This is a genomic window from Roseivirga misakiensis (genome assembly GCF_001747105.1).
Lineage (GTDB): Bacteria > Bacteroidota > Bacteroidia > Cytophagales > Cyclobacteriaceae > Roseivirga > Roseivirga misakiensis.
In genome coordinates this window covers 225631-251405 of record NZ_MDGQ01000003.1, presented here as the reverse complement: position 1 = coordinate 251405, position 25775 = coordinate 225631, and the positions used below count along the sequence as shown (strand labels likewise).

Annotated in this window: 20 protein-coding genes; 12 read left to right on the top strand and 8 right to left on the bottom strand. The window is 38.1% G+C overall.

All coding sequences use genetic code 11. The annotated features are described in order from the left end of the window. Nucleotides 1-231 precede the first annotated feature (231 nt). A complete protein-coding gene (locus BFP71_RS01385; RefSeq protein WP_069833668.1) occupies nucleotides 232-639 on the top strand; it encodes a hypothetical protein in 408 nt (135 codons plus the stop codon). Nucleotides 640-748: 109 nt separating this feature from the next. On the opposite strand, the gene BFP71_RS01380 is transcribed toward BFP71_RS01385, so the two are convergent. Beyond that, nucleotides 749-2956 carry a helix-turn-helix domain-containing protein gene (locus BFP71_RS01380; RefSeq protein ID WP_069833667.1) on the bottom strand — a complete coding sequence of 736 codons (2208 nt, stop codon included), beginning with the start codon at nucleotides 2954-2956 and terminating at the stop codon, nucleotides 749-751. Between the two features lie 95 nt (nucleotides 2957-3051). On the opposite strand from BFP71_RS01380, the gene BFP71_RS01375 reads away from it, so the two are divergent. Together BFP71_RS01375 and BFP71_RS01370 are read left to right on the top strand one after the other, a co-directional pair. Next, on the top strand, nucleotides 3052-3300 hold the full coding sequence (locus BFP71_RS01375; protein WP_069833666.1) for a hypothetical protein: 249 nt from the start codon (nucleotides 3052-3054) through the stop codon (nucleotides 3298-3300). A gap of 88 nt (nucleotides 3301-3388) precedes the next feature. Next, nucleotides 3389-4414, top strand: coding sequence for an SDR family oxidoreductase (locus BFP71_RS01370; protein WP_069833665.1), 1026 nt, complete (start codon nucleotides 3389-3391; stop codon nucleotides 4412-4414). Here BFP71_RS01370 and BFP71_RS01365 read toward each other — a convergent pair whose 3' ends face one another. The 3 genes from BFP71_RS01365 to BFP71_RS01355 form a co-directional block, all read right to left on the bottom strand. Beyond that, nucleotides 4415-5167 carry a LytR/AlgR family response regulator transcription factor gene (locus BFP71_RS01365; protein ID WP_069833664.1) on the bottom strand — a complete coding sequence of 251 codons (753 nt, stop codon included), beginning with the start codon at nucleotides 5165-5167 and terminating at the stop codon, nucleotides 4415-4417. Further along, on the bottom strand, nucleotides 5164-6201 hold the full coding sequence (locus BFP71_RS01360; RefSeq protein ID WP_069833663.1) for a sensor histidine kinase: 1038 nt from the start codon (nucleotides 6199-6201) through the stop codon (nucleotides 5164-5166). The genes BFP71_RS01365 and BFP71_RS01360 overlap by 4 nt, the downstream gene beginning before the upstream one ends. Nucleotides 6202-6355: 154 nt before the next feature. After that, nucleotides 6356-6757 (bottom strand): hypothetical protein, encoded by a 402-nt coding sequence (locus tag BFP71_RS01355; protein WP_069833662.1) that lies wholly within the window; start codon nucleotides 6755-6757, stop codon nucleotides 6356-6358. 197 nt (nucleotides 6758-6954) lie between these two features. Here BFP71_RS01355 and BFP71_RS01350 point away from each other — a divergent pair, with 197 nt between their 5' ends. From BFP71_RS01350 to BFP71_RS01335, 4 genes are all read left to right on the top strand, one after another. Further along, a complete protein-coding gene (locus BFP71_RS01350) occupies nucleotides 6955-7263 on the top strand; it encodes a PadR family transcriptional regulator (RefSeq protein WP_069833661.1) in 309 nt (102 codons plus the stop codon). A 10-nt stretch (nucleotides 7264-7273) separates the two neighbouring features. Further along, nucleotides 7274-9931: an FtsX-like permease family protein gene (locus tag BFP71_RS01345; RefSeq protein ID WP_069833660.1), complete on the top strand. Its 2658-nt coding sequence runs from the start codon at nucleotides 7274-7276 to the stop codon at nucleotides 9929-9931. Nucleotides 9932-10004: 73 nt separating this feature from the next. Further along, nucleotides 10005-10832, top strand: coding sequence for an alpha/beta hydrolase (locus BFP71_RS01340; protein ID WP_069833659.1), 828 nt, complete (start codon nucleotides 10005-10007; stop codon nucleotides 10830-10832). A 135-nt stretch (nucleotides 10833-10967) separates the two neighbouring features. Then, nucleotides 10968-11840 (top strand): lysophospholipid acyltransferase family protein, encoded by an 873-nt coding sequence (locus tag BFP71_RS01335; protein WP_069833658.1) that lies wholly within the window; start codon nucleotides 10968-10970, stop codon nucleotides 11838-11840. 1 nt (nucleotide 11841) lies between these two features. On the opposite strand, the gene BFP71_RS01330 is transcribed toward BFP71_RS01335, so the two are convergent. The 3 genes from BFP71_RS01330 to htpG all read right to left on the bottom strand — a co-directional run bounded on the left by BFP71_RS01330 (nucleotide 11842) and on the right by htpG (nucleotide 17520). Continuing rightward, complete coding sequence (locus BFP71_RS01330; RefSeq protein WP_069833657.1) at nucleotides 11842-14346, bottom strand: ABC transporter permease; 2505 nt, start codon at nucleotides 14344-14346, stop codon at nucleotides 11842-11844. A gap of 146 nt (nucleotides 14347-14492) precedes the next feature. Then, on the bottom strand, nucleotides 14493-15461 hold the full coding sequence (locus tag BFP71_RS01325) for a TlpA family protein disulfide reductase (protein ID WP_069833656.1): 969 nt from the start codon (nucleotides 15459-15461) through the stop codon (nucleotides 14493-14495). Nucleotides 15462-15624: 163 nt separating this feature from the next. Beyond that, nucleotides 15625-17520, bottom strand: a complete 1896-nt coding sequence (gene htpG, locus BFP71_RS01320) for a molecular chaperone HtpG (RefSeq protein WP_069833655.1) — start codon at nucleotides 17518-17520, stop codon at nucleotides 15625-15627. A 508-nt stretch (nucleotides 17521-18028) separates the two neighbouring features. Here htpG and BFP71_RS19220 point away from each other — a divergent pair. From BFP71_RS19220 to BFP71_RS01300, 5 genes are all read left to right on the top strand, one after another. Then, a complete protein-coding gene (locus BFP71_RS19220) occupies nucleotides 18029-18286 on the top strand; it encodes a hypothetical protein (protein ID WP_141719646.1) in 258 nt (85 codons plus the stop codon). 61 nt (nucleotides 18287-18347) lie between these two features. Continuing rightward, the gene (locus BFP71_RS01315; RefSeq protein ID WP_069833654.1) at nucleotides 18348-19421 is read left to right on the top strand and encodes a DUF4221 family protein; all 1074 of its coding nucleotides are present in this window, start codon (nucleotides 18348-18350) and stop codon (nucleotides 19419-19421) included. 315 nt (nucleotides 19422-19736) lie between these two features. Continuing rightward, complete coding sequence (locus BFP71_RS01310; protein ID WP_069833653.1) at nucleotides 19737-20924, top strand: 6-bladed beta-propeller; 1188 nt, start codon at nucleotides 19737-19739, stop codon at nucleotides 20922-20924. Then, on the top strand, nucleotides 20914-21525 hold the full coding sequence (locus BFP71_RS01305; RefSeq protein ID WP_141719644.1) for a hypothetical protein: 612 nt from the start codon (nucleotides 20914-20916) through the stop codon (nucleotides 21523-21525). Before BFP71_RS01310 ends, BFP71_RS01305 begins: the two co-directional genes overlap by 11 nt. A 170-nt stretch (nucleotides 21526-21695) precedes the next feature. Then, entirely contained in the window at nucleotides 21696-22715 is a 1020-nt protein-coding gene (locus tag BFP71_RS01300; RefSeq protein ID WP_069833651.1) for an NHL repeat-containing protein, read from the top strand. Nucleotides 22716-22729: 14 nt separating this feature from the next. Here BFP71_RS01300 and BFP71_RS01295 read toward each other — a convergent pair whose 3' ends face one another. Next, entirely contained in the window at nucleotides 22730-25771 is a 3042-nt protein-coding gene (locus BFP71_RS01295) for an efflux RND transporter permease subunit (protein WP_069833650.1), read from the bottom strand. Nucleotides 25772-25775: the final 4 nt, after the last annotated feature.

The following is a 25775-nucleotide window of genomic DNA, read 5'->3' as shown; positions in this document are numbered from 1 at the left end:
GGTCTACTTATCTAGTCCGTTTTAATCACTTCTAAATCAAACCCATAATACCTCATATCTCGATCAGGTTCTACCTTTAATCTCTTGATTTCATTTATCAAGCCAACTAAGTAGATAGTAAGTCTTTTTCATAAGATGCTCTTTCAATTGTTTATATTTTTAATGTGATTAATTCAAGATTAAGAATATTTTTTTATTCTTGTTTCTGATTCTAAAAGAGTCAAAAGTCCTATGATTCGTAATTTTTTCAAATTCCTATTGCTAGGCGCTTTACACAAGCAAAGAGGTGACCATACCAATATCTATCTTAGTCGAGCTATATTCTGGGTTTCACTATCCACAAGTCTTTATTTAACAAGTTTAGCACATTATCTTATTCCAGATCAGTTTATTGCCTTCAGTAAATTAGAGAGCGATAGTCTTTTCTCGTATAAAAGCTTTGATGGTAGCTACCTCATGGCTGGACTACTGACAATAGGACTTATGATTGCCTTCTTTTTTGTTTATGGATTGCCTTTGATAGATGAATTCAAAGAGAGCAAAAAGCGGGGAATGCGCTATAGAGTTTTCTTGCTTTATTTTCTACTAAGCATTATCACTTTTGTTTTCACTATGGGGTTCGTTCGACCTGGTTATTAAGCAATTATTCGATAACCAGCATTCAGCCAAGGACTCTGGTATTGTTAAATATCTATTGATTCAGTAGTTCTCAAGGTCCTTACTTTTGCTAAACAGAAGTTGACTTTTACTATTCAGTCTTAGACTTATTTTGATACCTATAATATGCCATGGCTACTTTCACGTCTGTGTAAGTATATTCGTCGCCTAGTTTAGCCTTTACTTCACTTGAGCTAGTTGTTTCGTCGTTTATCAGCGTTAACATATTGTCTAGCTTTTCCATATCGACTATTCTATAAGCATCCACGTCTCCAGACTCTATATATTGGCATAAGTGTCCGCCAATAGTTCCAGGAACCAAACCTCTTTCTTCGGCGATTTCTTCGATTGACTTACCCGATTGATAGAGTTTTAAGGAGACTTCCGCTGTCGGTGTTTTGTCCCGTCTTTTAGTCTTTTTGGTCTCAGTTTTTCGCGACTCATGAAGTTCGGTAAGTTCCAAGTCTTTGCGAGAAAGCATCCTGTCTTCTAATGTAAATTGAAGTAAGAGATTTACTTTATGGATGGATTGCCATTGATTGAAAAACTGCTGTTCCAACTCCTTCAATTCTTTCCTGTAAGTTTTAAGCTTAGTCTTGTCCGTTAAGTTATCATCGTGAAGCTTAATGTCCTTTGATGCTTTCTGGAGTATTGGAATAAAATAGGCCGATGCTTTACTGACTCTTTCAGTGGCTAATGCCAAATAATCACTTTGGTTAGCCGCTATTTTTCTGATCTGATTTATAAAGTTATCACCGATCCCTTTGATCGGTTGAACCTCTTTCACCAAGCCAATTGTCCAAGGAAGATGTTGCTGTTTTACCGATCGATTCTCTTGCTTATTGAAGCTTTTAACGTGTTCTTTTAGAGCAAAATCTATTGTGGCAAAGTTAAAAGTCTCAGTGATGAGCTTTACTAAATAATTTTTCCTGTCGGTCACTAGGTTTTGCGATAGCTGATGCGCAGTGGCTCTTGAATTCGAGAACTCCTTCATTGAATCACTTATCGCAAAATTGGAATCTGGAATCTTTGATGATAAGACCAATCCATTTAGGGATGTCAATCTAGATAAAGCCACATATACTTGCCCTTGGGCAAAAGCATCGGTTAGGTCAAGAATAGCGCGGTCAAAAGTTAATCCCTGACTTTTATGAACTGTCACAGCCCAAGCCAATTTTAGAGGGTATTGCTCGAAACTGCCAAGAACTTTTTCTTCGATCTCGTTGGTCTCCTTATTAAGGCTGTAACGTTTATTCTCCCAAGTGTAAGACGGCACTTGTACCGCCAAACCGTCATCAAAAGTGACCCAAATATCTTCAGCATTAATCTTAGTGATATGACCAATTTTTCCATTAAAAAAACGTCCTTCACCATTTGGGTCGTTTTTTATAAACATCACTTGAGCCCCTTCCTTTAATCTCATTTCAAGGCTTGTCGCTTGTAAGTTTTCTGGAAAGTCGCCAGAAATTTTGGCACGATAAGTAAATGTGTTGCCTGGTAAATCCGCTAGTCTTTCGGCATTGATCTCATCTGCCTTTTTGTTGTGCGTGGTTAGATGTATATAGCCTTGGCCAGTTAAGCTTTGGTAATCCGATCGGTAGTGCTGATTGAGTTTATTGATGTCTTCTGGCGATTGTTGGTTTTCACGAAACCTATTCAGAATATCTATAAACTCCTGATCGCTTTGTCGGTAGATTTTATCTAGTTCCACATTAAGCGGAGGGTTGTTTTTCAAACCAATGGCATCGAAAAAGTAGCTACTGCTGTAGTACTGAGAAAGAACTTGCCATTCGTTGTCTTTCACCACAGGTGGTAGTTGAAGCAAGTCCCCTATAAAGAGTATTTGAACGCCCCCGAATGGTTCGTTTCGTCTTCTTCTTAAAAACCTCAAAGTATGATCGATGCAGTCCAAAAGATCGGCACGGAGCATACTGACTTCATCGATTATTAACAGTTCTATTTCTTTAATGAGGTTTCTCTTGGAAGCATTGAAACGGACATTTGAAAATAACGTCGCTAGAGTGGTAAACTGTGCATTTACGTTCGGCGGTTGAGTATGCTGTGGAATAAAAGCACCGAATGGTAATTGTAGAAGTGAGTGAAGTGTGACCCCTTCGGCATTTATTGCGGCAATTCCTGTTGGGGCGGCTACTACGGTTTTCTTGTGTGTATGAGCAACTATGTACTTGAGAAAGGTTGTCTTTCCTGTGCCCGCTTTTCCTGTCAGAAATATGTGTCTGTCAGTAGTATTAATGTAGTCGGCTGTGATTTTTGCCAGTTCGCTAAGCTCAAAAGACATATTATGCTAATTGTGCATCAAAGATGAGGTTTTCAATCGAATATTCACATGGAAGACTTGTGTTGCCAAGCACATCTCGATAGTATTGTATTAATATGGCGTGCCCCACCCACAAATACGAGTACTACAATAAAGAATTGGCTGAAATGGCCATGATTGACCAGCACATTTATAAAGGTTTTGAACCGCATCAGGGACCTCAGAATGTTTACGAATGTGACCATTGCGGGGCTTGGCACTTGACGAGCAAATCGGCAAGTCGGAATCCTAAACTTCAAGAAATGATCGACTCAGGTGAACTTAAGCGTAAACAGGAGGCAAGCAGATGGGAAAGAGGTTTTTAGGAGTTCGTTTATCGTACCTTGATTAATAGCGTATTTGCAAAATGCTTTTATTAGTTTTGGTCTTCGCAGGATTTTCTACTTCTGATTTATGAGTAAAATTTTAGTTACGGGAGCTACCGGTTTTATTGGGTCGCACATAGTTGTGCAACTATTGAATACTGGTCATGAAGTGGTGGGTTCTATGCGTGACTTAAAGCGGGCTGAGCGCATGCGAGAGGTTTACGCTGAACATGTGAGTGACTTGAGTAATTTATCTTTTGTAGCCTTGGAATTACTCAACGATGATGGTTGGGCGGATGCCCTCAAAGGTGTTGACTATGTTATCCATACTGCATCGCCAATTCCTGCTCGTTTGCCAAGAAGAGAACGTGACATTATTGTACCTGCTGTTGAGGGTACTAAGCGCGTTTTGAAGTTCGCTGCGGAGGCAGGGGTAAAAAGACTAGTACTTACTTCATCCATTGTAGCCATTATGTATGGACATGAAGCTAACAGAACGCGTTTTACCGAAGAGGATTGGTCTAACCCGAATCATCCGAAAGACAAGTCTGCTTATACGAAAAGTAAGACCTTAGCCGAGAAAGCGGCTTGGGAGTTTATGGAAAAGGATGAGTCTGGTTTAGAACTCTCAGTGATCAATCCTGGGTTGGTTCTTGGGCCAATTTTAGAAGCCGATTTTGGCACTTCAGCTATGGTGGTGAAGAAACTGTTGGATGGTGCCTTTCCAGGAAACCCTAAGATTGGATGGCCTGTAGTAGATGTGCGTGATGTGGCAGCTTTACATATTGTAGCTATGACCCACCCGAAGGCGAAAGGGGAGCGCTTTATGGCAGCGAATGATTTTATGTGGGTAAAAGATATCGCTAAAGTGCTGAAGGAAAAAGTACCGAACTTATCAAGGCGAGTTTCAGATAAAGATATCCCTGTTTGGATGGTGAAAGCGTTGTCGAATTTTGATCGCGAAGTGAAATCTGTAAGTTTTGAACTAGATAAAAAACGCGTAAATGTCAGTAAAAAAGGATTTCAATTGCTTGGCTGGACACCTAGACCAAATAGCGATGCCATAGTGGCTACGGCAAAAACGCTGTCCAAGTATGGAGGGCTCAAACTTTAATTACTGCCCAGCCCAAAGCTTAAAACTTAATACCCTTTCTCGGCTAACTACCACTTCAGTATCTGTATTTGGTTCAAGCGTCAGTAAAAGTCGACTATTGAAATAAGAATGGATTTCTTTGACAGCGTTAAGACTTACGATGAATTGGCGATTAATGCGGAAAAATTCTTTAGGGTTTAGTTCATTGATTAGCTGATCGAGCGTGTAGTCAATGGGCAAGCACTGATTGTTTGTCTGTAAATAGCTGAGACCATCATCGTAGTAGAAATAAGCGATGTCTTGAGTAGCAATACTTTTGAATTGCATGCCTACTTTCACTAAGAAACGCTCCCGAAAAGTAGGTAAAAAGTGCTTGCTTAGTGCCTCAATCTTATCATGGTAAGCACTTTCTTCTGTTCTATGTATCTGTTCTAATTTGTCATAAGCATTGATCAACTCACTTTTATCGATTGGTTTTAGGAGGTAATCAATACTGTTGAACTTGAAGGCGTCAAGAGCATACTGTTCATAAGCTGTGGTAAAAATTATATGCGGATAGCCATCCAGTTTCTTCAGAATTTCAAAGCCTGTACCGTCGTTTAATTGTATATCTAAAAAGATTAGATCGGGATAGGTGTTTTCATTAAACCAAGCGAGCGCCTGATTGACGGATTCAAGTATAGCGATCACTTCAATACTTGGTAGAGATTCTTTGACCAGTTTATCTAGCCTTTTCGCCGAAAGCGCTTCATCTTCTATAATTACAGCTTTCATGCAGTGGTTTGATCTTGGTGGATAAGTGGGAGCTTAACGGTGAAGAAACCATCCTTTTGATTGACTATGATGGGCTTGTCGATCAACATTAAATAGCGGTTGTTAATATTGTCAAGGCCAATTTTGGTTGGTTTTTCTGTGATTGATCTCTTATTGATGTTATTCTGGACTACTATGTATTCTTCTTCATGATAAACATTTATCTCCAATGGTTGCTCTTTAGAAAAGTAGTTGTGTTTTAAAGCATTTTCTATGAGCATTTGCATAGATAGGATCGGGATTTTAAACTTTTCTCTATTGACGTCTAAGTTAATATTGACAACTAAACTATCGATATGCCTGATTTTTAAAAGAAAAGTGTAGTGGTCTAAATACTCTAGTTCTTTTTCGAGCGAAACTATCTGGTTATTGGTGTCTAGTACGTAACGATAGATTTTAGAGAGTTTTGACACGAATTCTACGGCTAGTTTTGGGTCATCTTCAATGACAGTACTCAATACACTAAAACTATTAAACAGAAAGTGTGGCTTGATTTGATCTTTCAAACTTTCAAATTTCGATTGGGCGAGCTCCTTTTGGATAAGCGCTTTTTCACGTTCGGAAATCCTACTGTATTCAAAGTAGATCATGAACGTTTTGGAGAGAATAATCAGCCAAGAAAGGACTATTCCCTGGGCTATGGTGGTCACTAAACCCGGTTCCCAGTCTTCTGGGCAACAGGAAAAAGTGGGGATCAATATTTCGACATGAAATAATGACGCAACAACAATAATAGGGGCACTGACTAGGCAATTTCCCCAAAAGAATTTTAATAACGTTTTGTGTTCGGTGAGTCTTGTTTTGTAGTGCCTAATGAGATGCCTTGCACTATAATCTAGTACTTCGAAAACAGCTAAAACCACCAGCAATGTGAAACACACAGATATAAAACTTGCTGGTTCCCACTCCAAAAAATGACCTGATGTGACTTTATAAAAAAGAAAGACAGATAGTCCTATGGCAACCCGAATGGAGTAGATTTTTCCTTTAGACATTTGCTAATATACAAAAGAAGAGTTCTTGATATGAGTATACTCCTTTGAGTGATAAAGGATGTAGTGGACTTAGGGGATAAAAAGAAAAGCCATTGCGTCAAAAAAATAGAGACGGCAATGGCTTATAAGGTTAGCCAAACCCAATTTGATATTATTATTCCTGCTCTGCAGAGACTACTTTTAGTAGGATTGTTGCCCCTTTCACGGCATTTCGACCGATGCCATCTACATTGAGCACATACATGTGATCTCCCACTGGGGTGCTTTCGTCGACTTTTATTTTTACACCAAACGTTATTGGGTCTTCAGACTTGGCATTAAACCAAAAGTCTACACCGTCTTTACCCTTCGCCTTTGGCGCACCTAGATTGAGTTTATATTTCTTTGCTTTGACTACCCACATATCAATGTTTACCTCCTGACCTTGTTTTACGGTAAGCGTGTAGTCCTTCAGCCTGATGGCATTGCCCTTTTTAGGCTTTGTTAAATTTTGTGCAAATGAAGTGCTAAGTCCAACTATCGTCAGAAGCATTAGCGTGATTGAGAGTTTTTTCATAGTTGTTTGTTTACTCTAATTGACGCTTTTTAAGTCCTCTGTGCTATCTGTTTCGGCTGAGTTGTAAGATCAGGCTGTTGATCTGTGATTTAATAATTGTGAGTTGTTTGGCAACGAATATTCTACAAATGTTGATATAATCAAAAATTTTACTAACCTTTATATTCTACAAATGTTGATGTAATAAATTCTTTACGATGAAGAACCTTGGAAACTTAGAAGAGACTGTGCTACTGCTCGTCATGATTATGGAAAAGCCTTATGGCTATGCGATCGCCGATGAATACCGTGATCAAACTGGTCAGGTTATTTCGATTAGCGCTATTCACACAGTTTTAATGAGGCTTGAAAAGAAAGGTTTGATCCTTTCGAAAATGGAGGGCGCTACAGAAACCCGTGGCGGCAGACGGAAACGAATTTGTGAAGTGACAGGGCTTGGTCGATCTGTCATTCAAGCTTTAAAGGAGAACAGAATGAAGCTTTGGAGTCAAATTCAAGGGATTTAATACAGATATCATGCACAATTCAGCTGACAACAATATTCAGCCGCCGAAATACTTACAGAAAATTCTTCACTGGTTCTGTGATGATAACCTTGTGGAAGCTATTTCAGGTGATCTATTTGAAGGCTATCAATTTACCCTTGGCAGCGTTGGTCGGCGCAGAGCCAATTGGTGGTATTTCATCAATGTTATCAAATTCTTAAAACCTCAATTCATGCAAAAACTTAAAAGAACTCAAGATTTCACACCCAAATTTGGCAACTACTTTAAAGTAGCCTTGCGTAATGTTGGTCGACATAAATTAGTGGCGGGAATTAATGTAGTTGGGCTTACGCTCGGCTTAGCCGTGATGATATTCTCTGCGGAATATCTCAGGCATCAATTAACATCAGATCAGTACATGCCAGATTCTGATCGCATCTACAGGATAGTCAGGAAGTATCGTTCCCAGACTTATTCTAATCTTAGCTTTTCTAGCTGGTACAGTACCAGCCGAGAGGGCCAGCTAGCCAACATGAGATCTTTCAGTGAACTACCTGAAGTTGAAGAAGTAGGTCAGTTCGTTATTTCCAATAGCGATATCATGGGCCGTGGTTTTTTTATCAATGCTAATGACCGGAAATTTCGTGGCGGGCCCATCCTTTACACGAATACTGCCGAATCGATCCAAAATATTTTCCAGTGGGATTTTCTACGCGGCAGTATGCCCACTAATAAAGAAGGTGTAATTCTGACTGATAAAATCGCAAGGCGATATTTCGGCGAATTAGCAGATGAGGCTGTTGGTAAAACCATCAGAATAGAAGATAAACCATATATAGTCAATGGGGTCGTGAAGCATATTCCGGAAAACTCTCATTTCGACTTCAACGTGATTGCAGTCGTTGATAGTATACCGTACACCTGGGGAGCCTATACTTTCGCAAAACTTCGGGAAGGCACAAAAGATATTGAGGCAGTTTCGGATAAGATTACAAAGGCCAGCTACATAGCCGATCCTGAATCAGAATCTGATCCATTGGAAAAAGGGCTTCAATTACAACGATTAAAGGATATTCACCTAGGTTCGCAATACCTATATGAGATAGAACAAAACGTAAAGCCAGTTTATCTGTATTTGTTTGGAGTAGTAGGTTTACTGGTTCTGATCATAACCATTACCAATTATGTTAACCTGGCAGTCGCGATCAATGCCAATCGATTAAAAGAAGTTGGGGTGAGAAAAGTAATAGGTGCCAAGAAAAGGGATGTTTTTGCCCAATTTATGTTTGAAGCTGTTTTATCGACTTTTTTAGGACTCTCACTCGCTATTCTTCTCGTTTACGCCTTGTTACCTCAATTCAACCAGCTTTTATCGGTGAAATTAGCTTGGTCTACTATTATAGCACCAAGTCATCTGATGGCATACGTACTTTTCAGTTTACTTGTGGGTATTATCAGTGGAATTTACCCTTCGGTTTTACTTTCATCAAAACCTTTACTCGGGTTATTAGGTAAGCATCGGAATTTGAGTATTGGTAAAATGAGCCTCAGAAAGATTTTACTAGGTATGCAATTTTTCCTGCTTGTGTTGATGACCGGGTTTGGGTTTTATGTTAATAGACAATTGAAATTTGTGACCGAAACCGATCTAGGCTTTGAAAAAGAAGGGATAATGAGTTTTTACCTGAGAGGGTTAGATAAAATTAGACCAATTACCGCGAAGCTTCTAACCAACCCAAACATAAAAGAAGTCGGGCGAGGAGGGACACCGGGCAACCTGCCTTTTAATACGGTCACCTACAAATTTGAGAATAACGATGAAGTTTTTGACGATGCTAATCAGGTCTTTATGGATTATGCCACGGTCAAGATGTTGGGGTTGAATTCGGCGGCTTTTACTTCTTTGGATGAGGGTAAAGAAAAGGTTGTGCTACTAAATAGGGCCGCTGGAAGGAATTATGAAAGACTAACAGGCGAGCCGATGGAGAATTTAATAGGACAAAACTTAATCCAAGAACCAGAATGGACGCAAGATGATGGAACTGTTGGCGACCCAGAATTTATAGATGGCTTCATTGAGGACTTCCACTATTTTTCAAAAAGAGAGTCCTTCAGTCCGCTGTTTATTCAAGTCTATAACGATTTGCCTTGGGGCTACGGCTTAAATGTCAAAATGGATACCGAGAACCTATTTGAAACTATGAGTTTTATTAGAGAGGCTTATGCCGAAGTGGAAAAAGAGAGGCCATTCAACTACAAATTTTTAGACGATAAACTACAATCTCTTTATGCCGAAGAAAGTAAAGTTGGGCTCATCGTTAAGATATTGAGTATTCTGTCAGTGGTGTTGGCTTCTGCTGGTCTGATCGGTTTGACCTACTACAATGCGAAAATGAAACAAAGAGAGATTGCCATCAGAAAGGTGCTCGGTGCCGGCACGCGTCACATTTTAAAGCTTATGTCCCAAGACTTTTTGCGCATTGGCCTTATAGCACTTGTGGCCGCGCTACCTTTGACCATTTATGCGATAAACTTATGGTTAGATAATTTCGCTTTTCACATCGACACCGAACTTTGGGTATTGTTGGTGATTGGTGGTTTGGGGCTCTCGATCATGCTGTTCGGCGTATTGACACAATCCTATCGAACTACTCGAATAAACTTAGTGGAGCCATTAAAACAAGACTAAACTTCATCTGATTAGTGAGTAATAGGTGGCTAATGTCCTCTTTATTCTTTTATCTTTCCGACAAAGAGAATTTATGAGGACGTTGACACTATTTTGGGCCATTTTACTATTGTTTTCTTGTCAAACGGTAAAACAAGATAAAGCTGGAATATCATCAAGTCAGATAACAATCTTTGATAACGAGTTGACGATTGAAGGCTTAGATAGACCTAGAACTATTCGTGTTTATACACCTCCTGGATATGCCGATGGTGATCAAAACTACCCAGTGATCTACATGCACGATGGTCAAAACCTCTTTGAAGACTCAACCTCTTTTGCGGGAGAATGGGGCGTCGATGAGAATCTAGATTCTATTAGCAAAATAAACGGCCTCGATTTAATAGTAGTAGGTATCGACAATGGTGGTGAAAATAGAATCCATGAATTAACGGCTTGGGATCACCCGAGGTATGGTAAAGCCGAGGGAAAAGCCTACATGGAATTTATTGTAAATACAGTCAAGCCGTTTATTGATTCTAAATTTAGAACTAAGCCTGAACGGCAGCATACGGCTATTATGGGAAGCTCTTTGGGTGGTTTAATTTCACATTATGCCATTTATGAATATCCAGAAGTATTTAGTAAGGCTGGTATATTCTCACCCTCCTATTGGTGGGGTAAAGGACCTTTTGATCAAGTAGAACAAAAAAAGCTGCCTAACGATACCCGCTTAGCCTTTTTAATGGGGGGCAAAGAAGGAGATAATATGGTAAAGCCGATGCAACAGATGGTTTCTAAGATTTTGGCCAATGGGCATTCCGATACGAATCTTACTTCAATAATAAATCCAGAAGGAGAACACAATGAAAAACTGTGGAGGTCGGAATTTCAGGAAGCAATATTATGGTTGTTTCAATAGCTAAATCCTTATCGATCTCAATATTCAGGTGTTGCACTTTTAATGAATAAAAGACCACGTTCGTGAGTCTTTTTTATGCCTTTACAAACCAAAAGAATAGTTTTGTACTAGGTTCAAAATACAACAACACACTCAATGTTTTTTGTCAAGCTACTTTCATATCTGCCATCGTGGTGTCTATATCCTTTTGCTGAGGCTGGCGCTTTTTTAGCTTATCACATTCTGAAGTATAGAAAAGGTGTGGTGATGGAAAATCTAAAAACAGCCTTCCCCGAAAAACCCGATGTTGAGCTTAAAAAGATTGCGCGTCAGTTTTATCGTCATTTTTGTCAAGTATTTGTAGAAATGATTTTAGCGTATAGCTACAAGAAAAAGGATTGGCAGAAACGCATGAAGCTTATAAATAGCGAAGAAGTGCTGCATTATTTAGATAAAGGAGTTCCTACAATTCTTGTTTCTGGCCATGTGGCCAATTGGGAATGGCCGGCCTTTTCAGTGGGTAGTCAGTTGGGGTATCCCATAGAGTTTCTGTACAAATCAGTGGACAATGGTTATTTTGAAAGTATCATGCATCGTTTGAGGACCAGGCATGGTGGCACGCCAATACCGAAGGATAATGCGCTACGGGAAATTGTTAAGCGTAAAAACCAACCTCGGGTAATTGGTATAATAGGAGATCAGTTGCCGGCTATGGGAACAGAAAAGCAGTGGATCGATTTTCTAAATCAAGAAACAGCCTTTTATGTAGGTGCCGAACGGATCGCTAAACTCACAAAGTATGTCGTCTTTTACGCCTCTGTTAAAAGAGTTGGTTTGGGTAAGTATGAAATGTGTGTAAAAGAAATAGCAGCGCCTCCTTATAATAAAGAAGACTTAAATATTACTGCTAATTATGTGTCTGCCTTAGAAGAAACTATTCGCGAAAATCCTTCAGATTATCTCTGGTCGCATAAACGATGGAAGTACACGAAAGCCCAAGAGCAGGCCGCATTAAACCAAGTAAATTAAATTATTCATCGCGCAATACTTCCACCGGGTTTCTGCTAGCCGCTCTCAACGACTGGAAACCGATGGTTAGCCAAGCTACTACTAACGAACCCAGCGCCGCCAATAGGAAAACCACAATGGAAATTGGCGTCTTAAAGGCAAAGTTAGCCAGCCAATTCTTGACAAATAAATAGGCAAGTGGACTGGCGATCAAAAGCGCAATTACAATGAGCACAGTGAATTCTGCCGTAAAAACATATACCAATCGGTAAACCGATGCGCCAAGAACTTTTCTTACACCTAACTCCTTTTTTCTTTGTTCGGCAGAAAAAGCGGCTAAGCCAAAGAGACCTAAGCACGCTATAGATAAGGCCATAATGGTGAAAACATTGAGCACCTCTCCCATTTGCTGTTCTTTTCTAAAGAAGCTTTCGAAATCTTGATCCATGAAAGAGTATTCAAAAGGAATCCCAGGGTTTACTTGTGCTAATTTTTCTTCAATATCATCGATCAATTCCCCCAATTCACCTGAATTTTGAACCAAACTGGAGTTCAATCGGACAGAAATAAAATCAGTGCCGCTTTCCCATAAGAAATCATTCTTTTCGTTGATGATCATTAATGGGCCTATTTCAAACCTCACACTATTAAAATTGAAGTCCTTTACAACGCCTATGACCTCAAATAGGGCTTCTTCACTTGAAGGAAGTGTTATAAACTTGCCAATTGGAGAATCCTCGCTATAATTATCGGCAGTACCCCATCCCATATCTTGGACGGCCGTTTCGTTCAAGATGATTTTGCTTTTATCGTTACCTCTAGTTTTATCAAAGTTGCGGCCTGCTATAAACTCAAGGTTTAATAGCTCTAAATAATCTTCCTCAGATCTGAGTCTGTTTAGCGTTATGGGCTTCATATCGGCACCATAAGCCTTGTATTTATCTTCGGCCCAAATGTTTGGGGGAACATAATCCGATAATGCTACTTTTTCGAAAGCAGGATTCGATTTAAGCAGCGTCTGGAAAGTTTCCTTGTTACTTTCATTCAGCCACTCCATACCGTGCATTTGAATGACGTTATCATTATCAAAACCTAAGTTGGCACTTGCCGCAAAATTCAGTTGCTTTTGTACAAACATGGCTGAAATTATGAGAGCGATTGTTATGGTAAACTGAAATACGACCAAGCCGTTTCTAATAAATTTCCCTTTAAAACCACTGCTTAGTTTGCCTTTCAAAACCTCAATAGGGTTGAATGATGACAAATAGAAGGCTGGATAACTACCAGCCGCAATGCCCAAAGTGAGAATAAACCCAATTAGAATTGTTAAAAATATTGGGTCGGCAAGCTTGTCATAAAGAGACAATTGCGTTTCAGATAATTTATTGAATGCATTCAATGAGAATTCCGTAGCCACTGTAGCGATAACGGTGCTTACAAAAACGAATAAAACAGATTCAAAAATGAATTGTTGGATCAATGCATTCTTAGGAGAACCAAGCGTTTTTCTGATGCCTACTTCTTTCGCGCGATTGGCCGATCGAGCAGTAGATAAGTTCATGAAATTGATGCTGGAGAGGAGTAATATGAGCAATCCAACTGCTCCAAATACCTGCACATAGACAATATTTCCCGCAGGACCGAACCTGTTGCCAGTAGGGGGGGAGTAAATATATGCTTCTCTAACAGGCTGCATATATAGCGTCCATTTGCGACCTTCTAAGTAGTCTTCCAATGATTTCTCGAAGACTCTTTTGATTGCTGGAGCAGCCCATTTTGAAGGTATTTCTTGGAGCTTAGCTTCTAGCGCCTCTATGTCAGTGCCGGGGCGAACAAGTCCGTAAGTTCCGAAAGTCGTCCAAATCCATTGATGCTCGCGTCTTTTAATATGAGGGTAACTGCTCATCGATACGAGCATATCAAAATTGATATGGGAATTAGCAGGAGGGTCTTCTGTAACCGCCGTTACTACGAAGGGCCTCGGTGCGGCGCCAGAACGTTTTATCTCTAATGTCTTTCCGATTGGATCTTCTGTGCCAAAGTATTTTGTAGCCATCCTTTCCGTAAGCACTATGCTCTGAGGAGTTACCAAAGCTTGATCTAAGTTACCTTTGATGGCAGGGAAGGAGAAAATTTTAAAAAAGTTATCCTCTGCTATAAAGACTTTGCCCTCACCAAAGGATTTGATATTGCCGCCATCTGGCTCATATGTGATTACATACTGACCAGGTGAGTGAATTCTTGTAACTTCTTCAAATTCTGGAATATCAGACCTTAATGCAACTGCAATATTTGGCCCTGTTGACGCAAACTGGTTCTCCCATTCTCCCCAAATCTCTGGTTGATTAATTCTATAAACTCGATCGCCTTTTTCATGGAAGTTATCATAAGAACTTTCATTTAAAACATAAAGCCCGATGAGAAAACAAGCGGTTATCCCGATGGAAAGCCCTAGAATATTCAGAACTGTAAATTGTTTGTGCCTAATGGCATTCCTCCAAGCAACTATGAACATGTTAGCCAGCATAACTATGAATTTAGCGATTTTAGGTTTGTGCCTAGCCAAATAGAGTGCCAGTTATAAATAGCCAAAAAAGCCCAAAAATGGGCTTTTTTATTCATAGATTTTGAGTCGGTGTCCTTCACGGAACAACAGCGTCCGCTCGTGGACGGCTAGTCTAAATGTTTTTTCAGAGCATTCTTCAACTTAGTTTTGCCTGCACCAAACCATTCCTCTAAAACTTTTCCTTCAGGCGAGATTAGAAAGAAAGAGGGCCATCCCTCAATTTCATACATTTCGAATATCTCGAATTTCTCTTCAGAGTCCCATAGTACAGGCCATTTAATATCAAGGTTTCGAGCTTTAGCAAACTTGTTCCAAGTCTCCTTCTGATTATCTTCATTGAAAGTCAAAACTTGTAAATCTTCGTATTTACTGACCGTTTTTATCATCTCTGGATAACCTTGCCAACATGGTCCACAACCTGTGCTTGCAAAGTCCAGCAGCAAATACTTACCAGCAAAATCCTTGGTATTTATTGTTTCTCCTGATTGTGTCTTGGCTGTAAAGTGATAGAGTTGCGTTCCTTTAGCTACTTTTTTCATATCACTTGTTTTCACATAAGCAGTTATCCACGAAAGCTTTTGCTGTGTTTCTTCTGAATAGCCATCGATTAGTTTGGATAAGAATTCGTTACTGTGTCGTTTATAGTATCCTGCCAAGTAATTGAGTGAGGCAACGTGTTCAGGGTCCTCTAAAATCCTCTTCTCTACTTGAGTGATATCTTTAGTGTATTTAAAATATTTATAGAGTGCGTCGGTCTCTGAGCCAATAACCTCCATGGTCTTGGGGAATCCACTTTTCTTAATGGTTACATCCATGTCTCCTGGTTCAAGCCAGAAGTCGCCATATCTGCCGTTGGGCATAATGACTCTGCCTCTGATAACCTTATCTATTTCACGACTTCCTTCATAAATGATTTTTCCTTCGCTATCTGGTGTTAATCGCTCGTCGTCCAGATAAATTGTAAACTTATTTTTCTTGCCAAAACCTTCTTTTTTGATAGTCAGGTTAACAACATCTTGTTGGGCAAAGCTTAGTGTGGATATAAATAGTATTGTGGCGGTAAATAACTTTTTCATCTGAGTTTTTGTATTTGTTTCTTAAATGAATACTAAATTCAGAAATATTTGTTTCACAAATGAAGACAAAATATTTTTTATCTCTCCTCAAATTTGAATGAAGCCATAAAAAAAGCGCCCTGAAATTTAATCAGGGCGCTTTATTGTTTCTTTTGAGAAATAATTATTTGCTCAAAATTTCTGTACTCCTTTTGATGAAATCAGTCAAGTCTTTACCGTCAAGTAGTCCTTGAGACAGCAAAGCAAGGTCAAATGCCTGCTTAGCAACTTTCTCTTTAGTCTTGTCGGTTTTTGCTTTAATAATCTTTTCAGCAAGTGCGTGATTTCCGTTTACCGAAACATCGTAGCTATCAGGCATCGATCCAAACATGTTGAACCCGCCGCCACCGCCAGTAGCTTGCATTTCCTTCATTCTCCTCATAAACTCAGGCATGGTTACCGTTACTGGAGCGTCAGTAGGAGATAAAGGCTCAACTGAAACCTTATATGTCGGATTGCCTATTGATTTTTCGAAAACGCCTTGCAGACTTGTCTTTTCTTCTTCTGAAAGTATCAGTTCACGTTTTTCATCTTTATCAATCAGTTTATCCACGTTATCGGCATCCACACGCTTGATTTGTGTTTTCTCCAACTTAGTTTCCATATGATTGATGAAGTGACTATCGATCGGTGTATCGAAAACTAATACGTCATAACCTTTGTCCTTTGCGGTAGCGATAAAGCTATCTTGCTTGGCTGGTTCTGATGAGTAAAGCCAGATTTTATTTCCGTCTTTATCTGTTTGATTGGTTTCAATATGCTTGGCGTATTCGTCTAGCGTAAAGAATTTGCCCTCAGTGTTTTTGACTAGTCCAAAATCCTTTGCTTTGTCATAGAACTTTTCTTCTGAAAGCATGCCGTACTTCACGAACAAACCGATATCGTCCCACTTGCTTTCGTAAGATTCACGCTCTTTCTTGAAAAGATCGCCGAGCTTGTCCGCTACCTTTTTCGTGATGTAAGAGTTGATCTTCTTAACATTTCCATCTGATTGCAAATAGCTTCTAGAAACATTTAATGGGATATCAGGAGAATCAATAATACCATGTAGTAACATTAAAAATTCAGGGACAACGTCTTTCACCTCATCAGTAATAAAGACCTGACGTGAATAAAGCTGAATCTTATTTCGTTGCATCTCAAAGTCATTTTTGACTTTAGGGAAGTACAAAATACCGGTTAATTCAAACGGGAAGTCAACATTTAAATGAATCCAGAAAAGTGGATCTTCAGTCATCGGGTAAAGCTCCTTATAGAAGCTTAAGTAATCCTCATCTGTTAGATCAGAAGGAGACTTTGTCCAAATTGGCGCCGTATTATTGATGATGTTATCAACCTTAACAGTTTTCCATTTCTTTTTGCCCTCTTTATCCTCACCGTCTTCCACGGACTGATCTTTTTGGCCAAACTGAACCTCTACAGGTAAAAACTTCGCGTATTTATCTAAGATGTTTTGAATTCTGCTGTCTTCAAGAAATTCTTCAGAGTCTTCGTTTATATGAAGTGTGATGGTAGTACCGCGTTGTTTTCTTTTGCCCGCTTTAATTTCAAATTCAGTACTGCCATCGCAAATCCACTTGGCAGGTTCAGCGCCTTCTTGATAAGACAAACTGTCAATTTCTACTTTCCCTGCTACCATAAAAGCAGAGTAGAACCCAAGTCCAAACTTACCGATGATTTCCTTTGCGTCTCCTGCATCCTTGAATTTCTCCATGAATTCAGTAGCACCTGAAAACGCAATTTGGTTGATATATTTTTTGATTTCTTCAGCTGTCATGCCAATACCACCGTCTTCGATAGTGATGGTTTTCTTCTTTTTATTGACAGAGACTTCTACACGTGGGTCACCAATGTCGCCTGTGTATTCGCCCAAAGCAGCCAGTCTTTTTATTTTCTGTGTTGCATCTACCGAGTTAGAAACTAACTCCCTTAAAAAGATTTCATGATCTGAATAGAGAAACTTCTTAATAATCGGGAAGATATTCTCGGTGTGGATCGAAATTTTACCTTTTTCCTGCATAGCTAAATTTTGTCATTGTTTAATTCTGAATCGGCATAATCAAATGCCATACCAAGGGAAGGAAGGTGACAGGATGTCAGAAATGAAGCTTACGATTAGACTCAAGCTCATTGATCAGAAGAAAGACCAATCGACGACTTTATGCTTAATGTGTGATAAAAATTGAATTTTTTTCGAGCCGATCGAGATTCTTACAATGCAAATCCTTACCCCTCAATATTCTTTAATCTTTATTTATTCTAGGCTAAGTGAAAGTATCAAAAGTATTTTTATTTATTCTATTAAACATATTGAAATATTATAACAACAAAAAATGCATATAATACTTGTAAATTTTAAATAATAATCCCTTCATTGTGTGAGTATTAAATATAGGGCGTTCCGAAAACCCTTTAATAGAGTAGGAAAGTCAAGGTGATCTGTGCGAGTGTACATAGCAGTTTGATCACTAAAAGGGAGGTGCCGAAAACCCTGAAATAGAGTAGGTAACGATTCAAATAAAGAAAAGATGAAAAAAATTAGAGCTGTAGTTTTATGTTTATGCTTAGCTTTCTCTTGCTCTCAAATCTCATTCAGTGAGACGAGTGGGTGGGATTACAAGTCAGATAATTCCATTGATAAGATAGAGGGTAGATGGTATTTTAGGACGGACTGTGAAGATAAGCCGGGTGATGATTGTACTACCCCAGGTTCCGCATCCAGAATTGACATAACAAGTTTAATGAAGTTACTTAGTCCATTGAATAGACTTCCGGTAATACGCTAGTAATTATATGAAAGTTTATACGCTTATTAAGAGTCACCTATTGGTGACTCTTGTACTAGTTATGGCTTCTTGTAGCGATCCTGGCTTCGTATATTCGGAATTTGCAAGCCTGGATAGTCTAGAAATCGAAATGCCTAAAGATTATCTCCAATTTACAAGTTGGTCGAATTATGTTGATCAGGATAGAAATATTCTTGTGGAATATGGCTTAAATAGTAAGTCAGACTTGGTTATTCACCAAATTGATTTCATTAGTGGTAAGTATCGAGATCCAATTATTATAGAACGAGAAGGGCCCGAGGGTCATAATTCAACAGATGTCTCTGTATTTTTTAAATCCAACGATTCGATTTATCTATTTCCTGCCGCTAGACAACATTTTTATTTATTTGGAGGTGATGGAAGGAAAATAGATCGTTACCCTTACAATTCAAGTGATTACTCAAGGTATTATAGGGCTGGATACTATTCAAATGCAATTTTAAATGAAGGTGAACTAATTATCCCAGTCGTAAACGATATTCGATACGATGATCCACTGTACTTTTCCAAAACCGTTCCAATCAAATATTATGATTTTGAACAATCTAGATTTGATAGACAAATTAGTTATCCGAATTATGTATTCGGTAACCTTGTACCATCGAGCTATACCGGCCCAACTGTATCTAAATATGACAGAAGTTCATTTTTGATCAATTATCGCTTCTCTGATTCACTGTATATTTGGAATTTCGAATCTGAAGAAATGACGTCTTTGTATTGTGGGTCAGAATACTTTGGAAGTCCAAAACTTCTACAAAGTTACCCCGATCAGGCTAAGGAGTTAGAGTATAAAATACTTGAAGTAGACTTCGAGCAGTCCTTTCGGAATGATGATAAATTATATCGCATAGTTGCACATCTTTCGGACCAAAAATTTAGAGAAGTACCAGTTTTTGAGATAATAGATCGAGGTTACAGAGTAATGTCATTGATTGAATTAGACTTGAATACTCAAGAATTATCCTATTATAAGTTACCAATTGCCAAATACTTCGTTTTTGACGGTAGTTTTCTGTACGCCGGAGGAGTTTCGATTAGAGAAGAAGGTGATTTAACTTTCAGGAGATTCTACAGATATTCTCTCAATTAGTTCAACTTTAAAACTAACACAGTTTGGTAATAAAAGCGTTTCCTTAAGACTTTTGCTCCTTTAGGGATGAATTCTCTTTAGCTTATCAATAACCTTAGAGTTAATAAGAATTTAAAAGAACTGGATCGAAGAATAATTGTATAAAGTCGATTAATTCTTATTGTACCGAAAGTCCCTGTAAAAGTGTAAATCTTCAGTCGTTGACTGAAGCTATTAAAGAGGTTCTTCAAGATTAACCTTCTGAAAAAAGTAAGAGTTCTGGATAATGTAAAGTAATCCAGAACTCTTTAAGGCTCTCCCCTGATGGTATATAATATGTTAAAAAAAATAATTACACCCCTCTTAATTTTATGTTGGATTACTTCTTGCGAAGATGGTGCGAATATTGGAATTGAAGAAGTTGAAAATGGTTCAATGCTAATATCTATAGATGCAGGTTGGTTTGAACCTCCTAAGGATTTTCTAGGTCAATATGATGTTCAATACATTCCGTTAGAAACAAATAGTCAAGCTTTAATAGGAACTATTGATGAACTGAAAGTGGTTGATGATTTGGTTTTTGTATTGGATAAAAATGTCTCTAAAGCATTATTCATTTATCGGAGTGATGGAAGTTTTATAAATAAAATAGCTGCCAGCGGACAAGGTCCTGAGGAATTGAATAGAATCAACGACTTCACTATCAATCGAGAAGAGAAAGAGATTTTAATAAGTGATTTAGGTAAGCGTAGGCTATATGTATTTAATTTTGAAGGCGATTTACTCAGAGTGGAACGAAATGACCTTTGGTATACGTCTCTTGAATGGATTAGTAATGATTTGTTCTTATATTATTTGAGTCACTACAGTGTAGATGAAAATGATGGAGATGTTGGTCCTTTGGTAGTTTTAGGTGATGTTGATGGAAGGGCCTCGAAAGAGTATTTCAAAATCGATAGTCGACAAGCGAATATGACAATTGTCGAGAGGTTTCATTTGTCACACAATGGGCAAGAGGTTCTTTTCACAAAAAAGTTTGACGAGAATATTTATTCATTGAACAAGAACAATGAATTGGTTTCAGTTGCCAAAGTTGATTTTGGACGTTTAGGAATCGAGAAAGACTATAGAGAAATAAAAGTCAATAATTACCGCATTTTTGAGAATAAAAAACCATTCGCACAACTCAGAAATGCCTACTCAACTGCTTCAAGCTATGCTTTAGGTTATACAAATCCTGTAAAAATGAATGGATTAAGGATTCATATGCAGGCTATAATTCCAAAAAACAAGAGCGATGGATTTCTTTATCTACCCACAAATAAACCAGATTCAAAAGGGGTAATGCTACCTTCGATCATAGCATCGGATGATAAATACTTTTATGGGTTTTATGATGCTGATGAATTTCTTGCGGCAAATGATGAGAATGGAGAGGTAATTATGAAAGAATATCCTTTTCAAAATGTAAATGAGACAGATAATCCGATTCTAGTTAAGATAAAAGTTAAAGATGAAAAATAGATTGATGTCGATATTGACGCTGTCCTTGGCGTTGGTCTTTTTAATTCTTTTCATGTTTGAGCAATCAAATAAAACTAGAATCAGCGAGGATTATGACTTATTGAAGTATGAAGAAATGGTAGGGTCTTTTATAAACAGTAAACTTTCGAATAACTTAATTAGGAGTAAGGATTTTTACATATCGAGCTTAGATTTTGAAAATATTGAACTTCTTAAGGAAAGTGGTATGTCAATAAATATGAAAAATGTTTTAACCAATGACTATACAATCTTTTTTAGATATACAGAACTTGGATGCAATACTTGTACTGAGGAGGTTATTAAACTTTTAAATACTTCTAATTTGAAACTAGAGTATTTATCTACATATCAGAGCAAATCATACCTGAACACTTTTAAACGTATTAATGGTATAGAACAAGATGTTTACAATGTGCCATTGGGTCAAGACTTGTTTCCTCTAGATAGTTTAAATATACCTTACTTTTTTGTAGTCGATAAATTTGGAAAAGTTGTTGATGCACATATTCCTATTAAAGAAGATTTGAAATATACGGAAGAGTTCATAACGAGTCACGTAAAAAGAACAGAGTTATTTTAGACAATTCTTGCTCGAAATTTGCGGAGCAATAGAGATAAGAGCTCTGTCGAGTTATCAATCCAATAAATCCGAAATAGTAGGCCATGAAGGTTTAATGGAAACCTATCCGATTGAACGCTGAACAATGAATCTACTTTCACGTTGATTTTGTAAATAAACACGACAAGATTATGAGGTTCATTAGTAGATTCAGTGTACTAGTTATTCTATTTTTTTTCAGTGTTACTTCATTCTCACAAGAGCCCGAAGATATTGTAGCCAAAAGAACTAAGAGTATTGATACTTATGGTGAAAAAGGGTTTGTTGTAAATGTCACTGATATCAAAGTTCTTGATAATCAATGGGTGATAGTTGATGATAAAGCAGGTAAGATTGCTATTGGCGATATAGACCTAAATGATATACGAACTTTTGGTGAATTGGGACAAGGACCTGATGAGTTTGGTCGGCCTTATATGCTTCTACATGATAGATATGAAAAAGAACTATACATCTATGACAACAACAACTTTAGAGTATGGCCTATTGATATCAAAGAGGCCAAGTTAAAAAAAGGATTCTCTTTTGAGTATATGCTGATATACCAGACAGTGGCCATTGATAAATCAAAGATGTTCTTTACAAGTATCTCTGACCCAAGTGTTGATGTTTTAAGTTATAATTTAAGTAAAAGAGAAAGCGCTGAGAGCATTTCTTTGGATGAATCAACTGTTCCTTCGCCTATGGGGCGTTTTATACTTTCAGGCGACAATCAATTCATTGTTATTTCTGCTTTCGATGGCCTAGTAATTGATACCTACGATAAGAATTGGAGTTTAATCGACCGTAAAGATTTAAAGGATTTGTCGATGGTTAAAAAGAGGTTGAGCACGAATAACGCTACTGGGCTTTCTATTAATGGTAACGGAAAGAACCAGATTAGAAAGACGTCAGGTAAATTGACCATTAGTAGTGTTAGATTGATTGATAATGAGTTGTTTCTAATGATCTATTCACGCGATAAGGATCAAAAGAGTAGAGCTAATATTTTATTGAAATACACTAATGAGAATGAGACTTGGCGTCCATCAGGAAAAATTCTTTTACCAGAAAAAAGCTCTTATGCAACTTTTGAATTGCAACCAGAAGGTAATAAACTGATTGCTTTCGATCGTGAAAACGGAACGATTGATCTTTTCGAGATTAAATAATTCGAAAAGAAGTGCTATTTCTTCTTAGTCACAAACCAGTAAGCTAACGGTACAAAGTACAGTGCGGTAAAAGTTCCTATTGTTAGGCCGCCAATCACAGAAAATACCAAAGGCCTTTGCAAATCAGCACCAATACCGGCAGAAAATACAACTGGTAGAAGGGCTAATATTGTGGTAATGGAAGTCATCAAGATAGGTTTAAGTCGTATTTGACCAGTTTTTGCAATCGCTTCCGCAATCATGTTTTTCCTTTCACTTTTATCTTTAGATGTAATTTCTGCTTTGAATCTATTAATCGTATCGATCTTCAGAATAGCATCGTTCACCATGATTCCTAACATCACAATGATCCCTATTGCAGACATTACGTTCAAGGTAATCCCAGCAAGTTTTAAAACGACCAAGGCGCCCAAAATACCAAGTGGTAGAGTGAAGATTACAATTAGCGGTTGAATCAAAGACTCAAATTGGGCGGCCAGAATAAAGTAAAGCAGTGAAACAGATATTACTAAAATAAAAATGAGCTGTTTCAGGTTCTCTTTACTTTCAAAATAGCTACCACTAAAATCAACGTTTAGTCCGTATTTAGCACCTACTTTTGGCAGAGACTTCGTTAGTTCCAAGACATCTTCATCTGATATAGCTTCCCACTCTATCGACTGGTAAGGGCCTGTTCTATCGGCTGTTATATTTTTTTCTATGTTAACGAATTCGAGGTTCACGAAATTTGTCAATTGATATTCCTGCCCATCCCTGCCTTGAACAGTTGCATTGGCAAGCTTAGACCTTAAGTCTCCTTGAGAGCGATTAATTTTAATAGGGGTGACCTCTCCAAATCTTCTTATTTCCGTCACTAAGAATCCATCTAATGATTTCGATAAGGCATTTTTGAAAGAACTTTCTGTAATGCCGTAAAAGGCCAACGCTTTACTATCAATAACAGCCTGAAGCGATTCTTCGAACAGAAATCCCTTACCATTTTGAGTTGGAGCATTGGTATAGGCAGAAATATCGGCTAAAAGTTTACTAAGGCTATTTTCATCAAGTAATTCATTACGTCCTAAATTCTTCCATTTGGAAATGAAATAGCGATTATCACTTTCAAAAATTTGATCAAAAGCATTTGGCGCGTCTTCGATTTTTAAAGAAGCATTTGGGTGCCTCGCTTTAAAATAGTCAGAGAACCAGTTTTCTGTTTCAAACTTTTCTTCTTTGGATTCGAATTTCAGATACAACTCTGCATTTTCAACTCTTCCATCTTCTAGGGCGAGTAAAAACTGACTAATCCCAATATCAGTTTCCGTGATGGCGCTAACAGGTAGATCCGTTAAGAGTTCTTTTACTCTCACCTTATTGGCTTCTGCATCTATCGGTTCGTTCCAATTAATCGAGATCAAACTTTCGGTCTTTTCTATGTCGGGTAGTCCACTTTTTTCAAAACTAGCTATGCCAAAATAGGCCAAAGGGATTAGTAAGAGAAGAATCAGAAAGCTCAATCCTTTAAACTTCCAAATCGCGTTAAATATTGCTTTATATCCTTTTAGAATTAAAAGAAAGAAGAAACTATCCTCCTTAATTTTCCGCTTTGATTTTTGGAAGAAAACCCGGTAAAGCAATGGTAATAGTATGAAGGCAACCAATAATGAAGTACCAAGAATGATCGCAACAGAAACTGCTTGATCATAGAAAAGAGAGCCAGTTAACCCATTTAAAAAGACAAGTGGTACAAAAACGGCTAGAGTGGTGAGTACGGAGCTTATCAGTGGAGCCATTACTTCATTGACTCCTTGAATGCAGGCTTCAAAAATATCTAACCCATCTTTTCTTTTTCTAGTAATGTTATCAATCACAATGATGGCATTGTCTATGAGCATACCTAGCCCTAGCGCCAAACCACTTAGTGAAATAATATTGATTGATAGCCCTACAGCTCTGAACAGTATGAAGCTTATTAAGAGAGAAACGGGTAGGGTAATACCCATAATGATAGGCATTTTGAAATTTCCCATGAATAAGAAAAGCACAAGAAATGCAAAGACACCACCGTATATTAAACTTGTAGTCAAGTTGTCTATGCCAGCGTTCAGGAGGGTCGATTGATCTTGTGTTAAGTCAAAATCGGCATCAGGGTAATCTATTTTGAACCTTTCGATGGCCTCATAAACAAGAGGCACAAGCTCAGTCATTTTGGCGCTGTTTTGCTTGTGTACTGTTATAACTAAACCCTCATCTCGTCCAAATAAATGATAGCTTAATACTTTTTCAGTTTCGAATTGAACAGTTGCAATTTGATTTAAACTGATCACTTCACCTGAAGGAGTAGCAAGTGGAAGCTTTTTGATTTCATTAATGTCATCGAGCCGATTAGCCATTCTCACAAAGTATCGGTACTGGCCGTCTTTTATAGACAGCTTACCTAGCGACTGATTGGCACTGTTGAGAACAGATTCAATCTGTGACTCTGGAATTTTAAGGGCGGCTAATTGCTCTTTATTAGGCTGGATGGAGATGTATTGTTCGCGGGCTCCATTGATGTCTACAATGGAAACTCCTTCGATTTGTTCTAACCTCTTTTTTAGTACCCTATCGGCTAATTCTGAAAGCCCAATAAAGTTATCGGCATCTTTTGGGATAACTTGGAGTCGAACGATTGGAATATCAGAAGTATTGATTCTAATTATTCTTGGCCGATCGATATCTCTAGGAATAGATTCTTGAAGCCGATCTACTTTCTCGTTGATTTCAATATAGGCTAAGTCCATTCTAGTACCGTAATTGAATTCTAGCTTGATCAGGCCAGTTTCACTACTCGCTGTACTTTCTATCGACTTTAAGTTATTTAGTGAATTTAGCTCAGTCCTGATCTGGTCTAGAATACTATTTTCAACTACTTGAGCTGAATTATTCGGGTAGTCTACTTTGATGACTACCGATGGCACTTCAATACTTGGTAGTAGAGAGATGGGTAAATTCTGAATAGCAAGTACACTAAAGAAAAGTATACCTATGAAGGATAGAAAAACCGCAATAGGTCGATTTATAAGAAACCTTACCATGAGG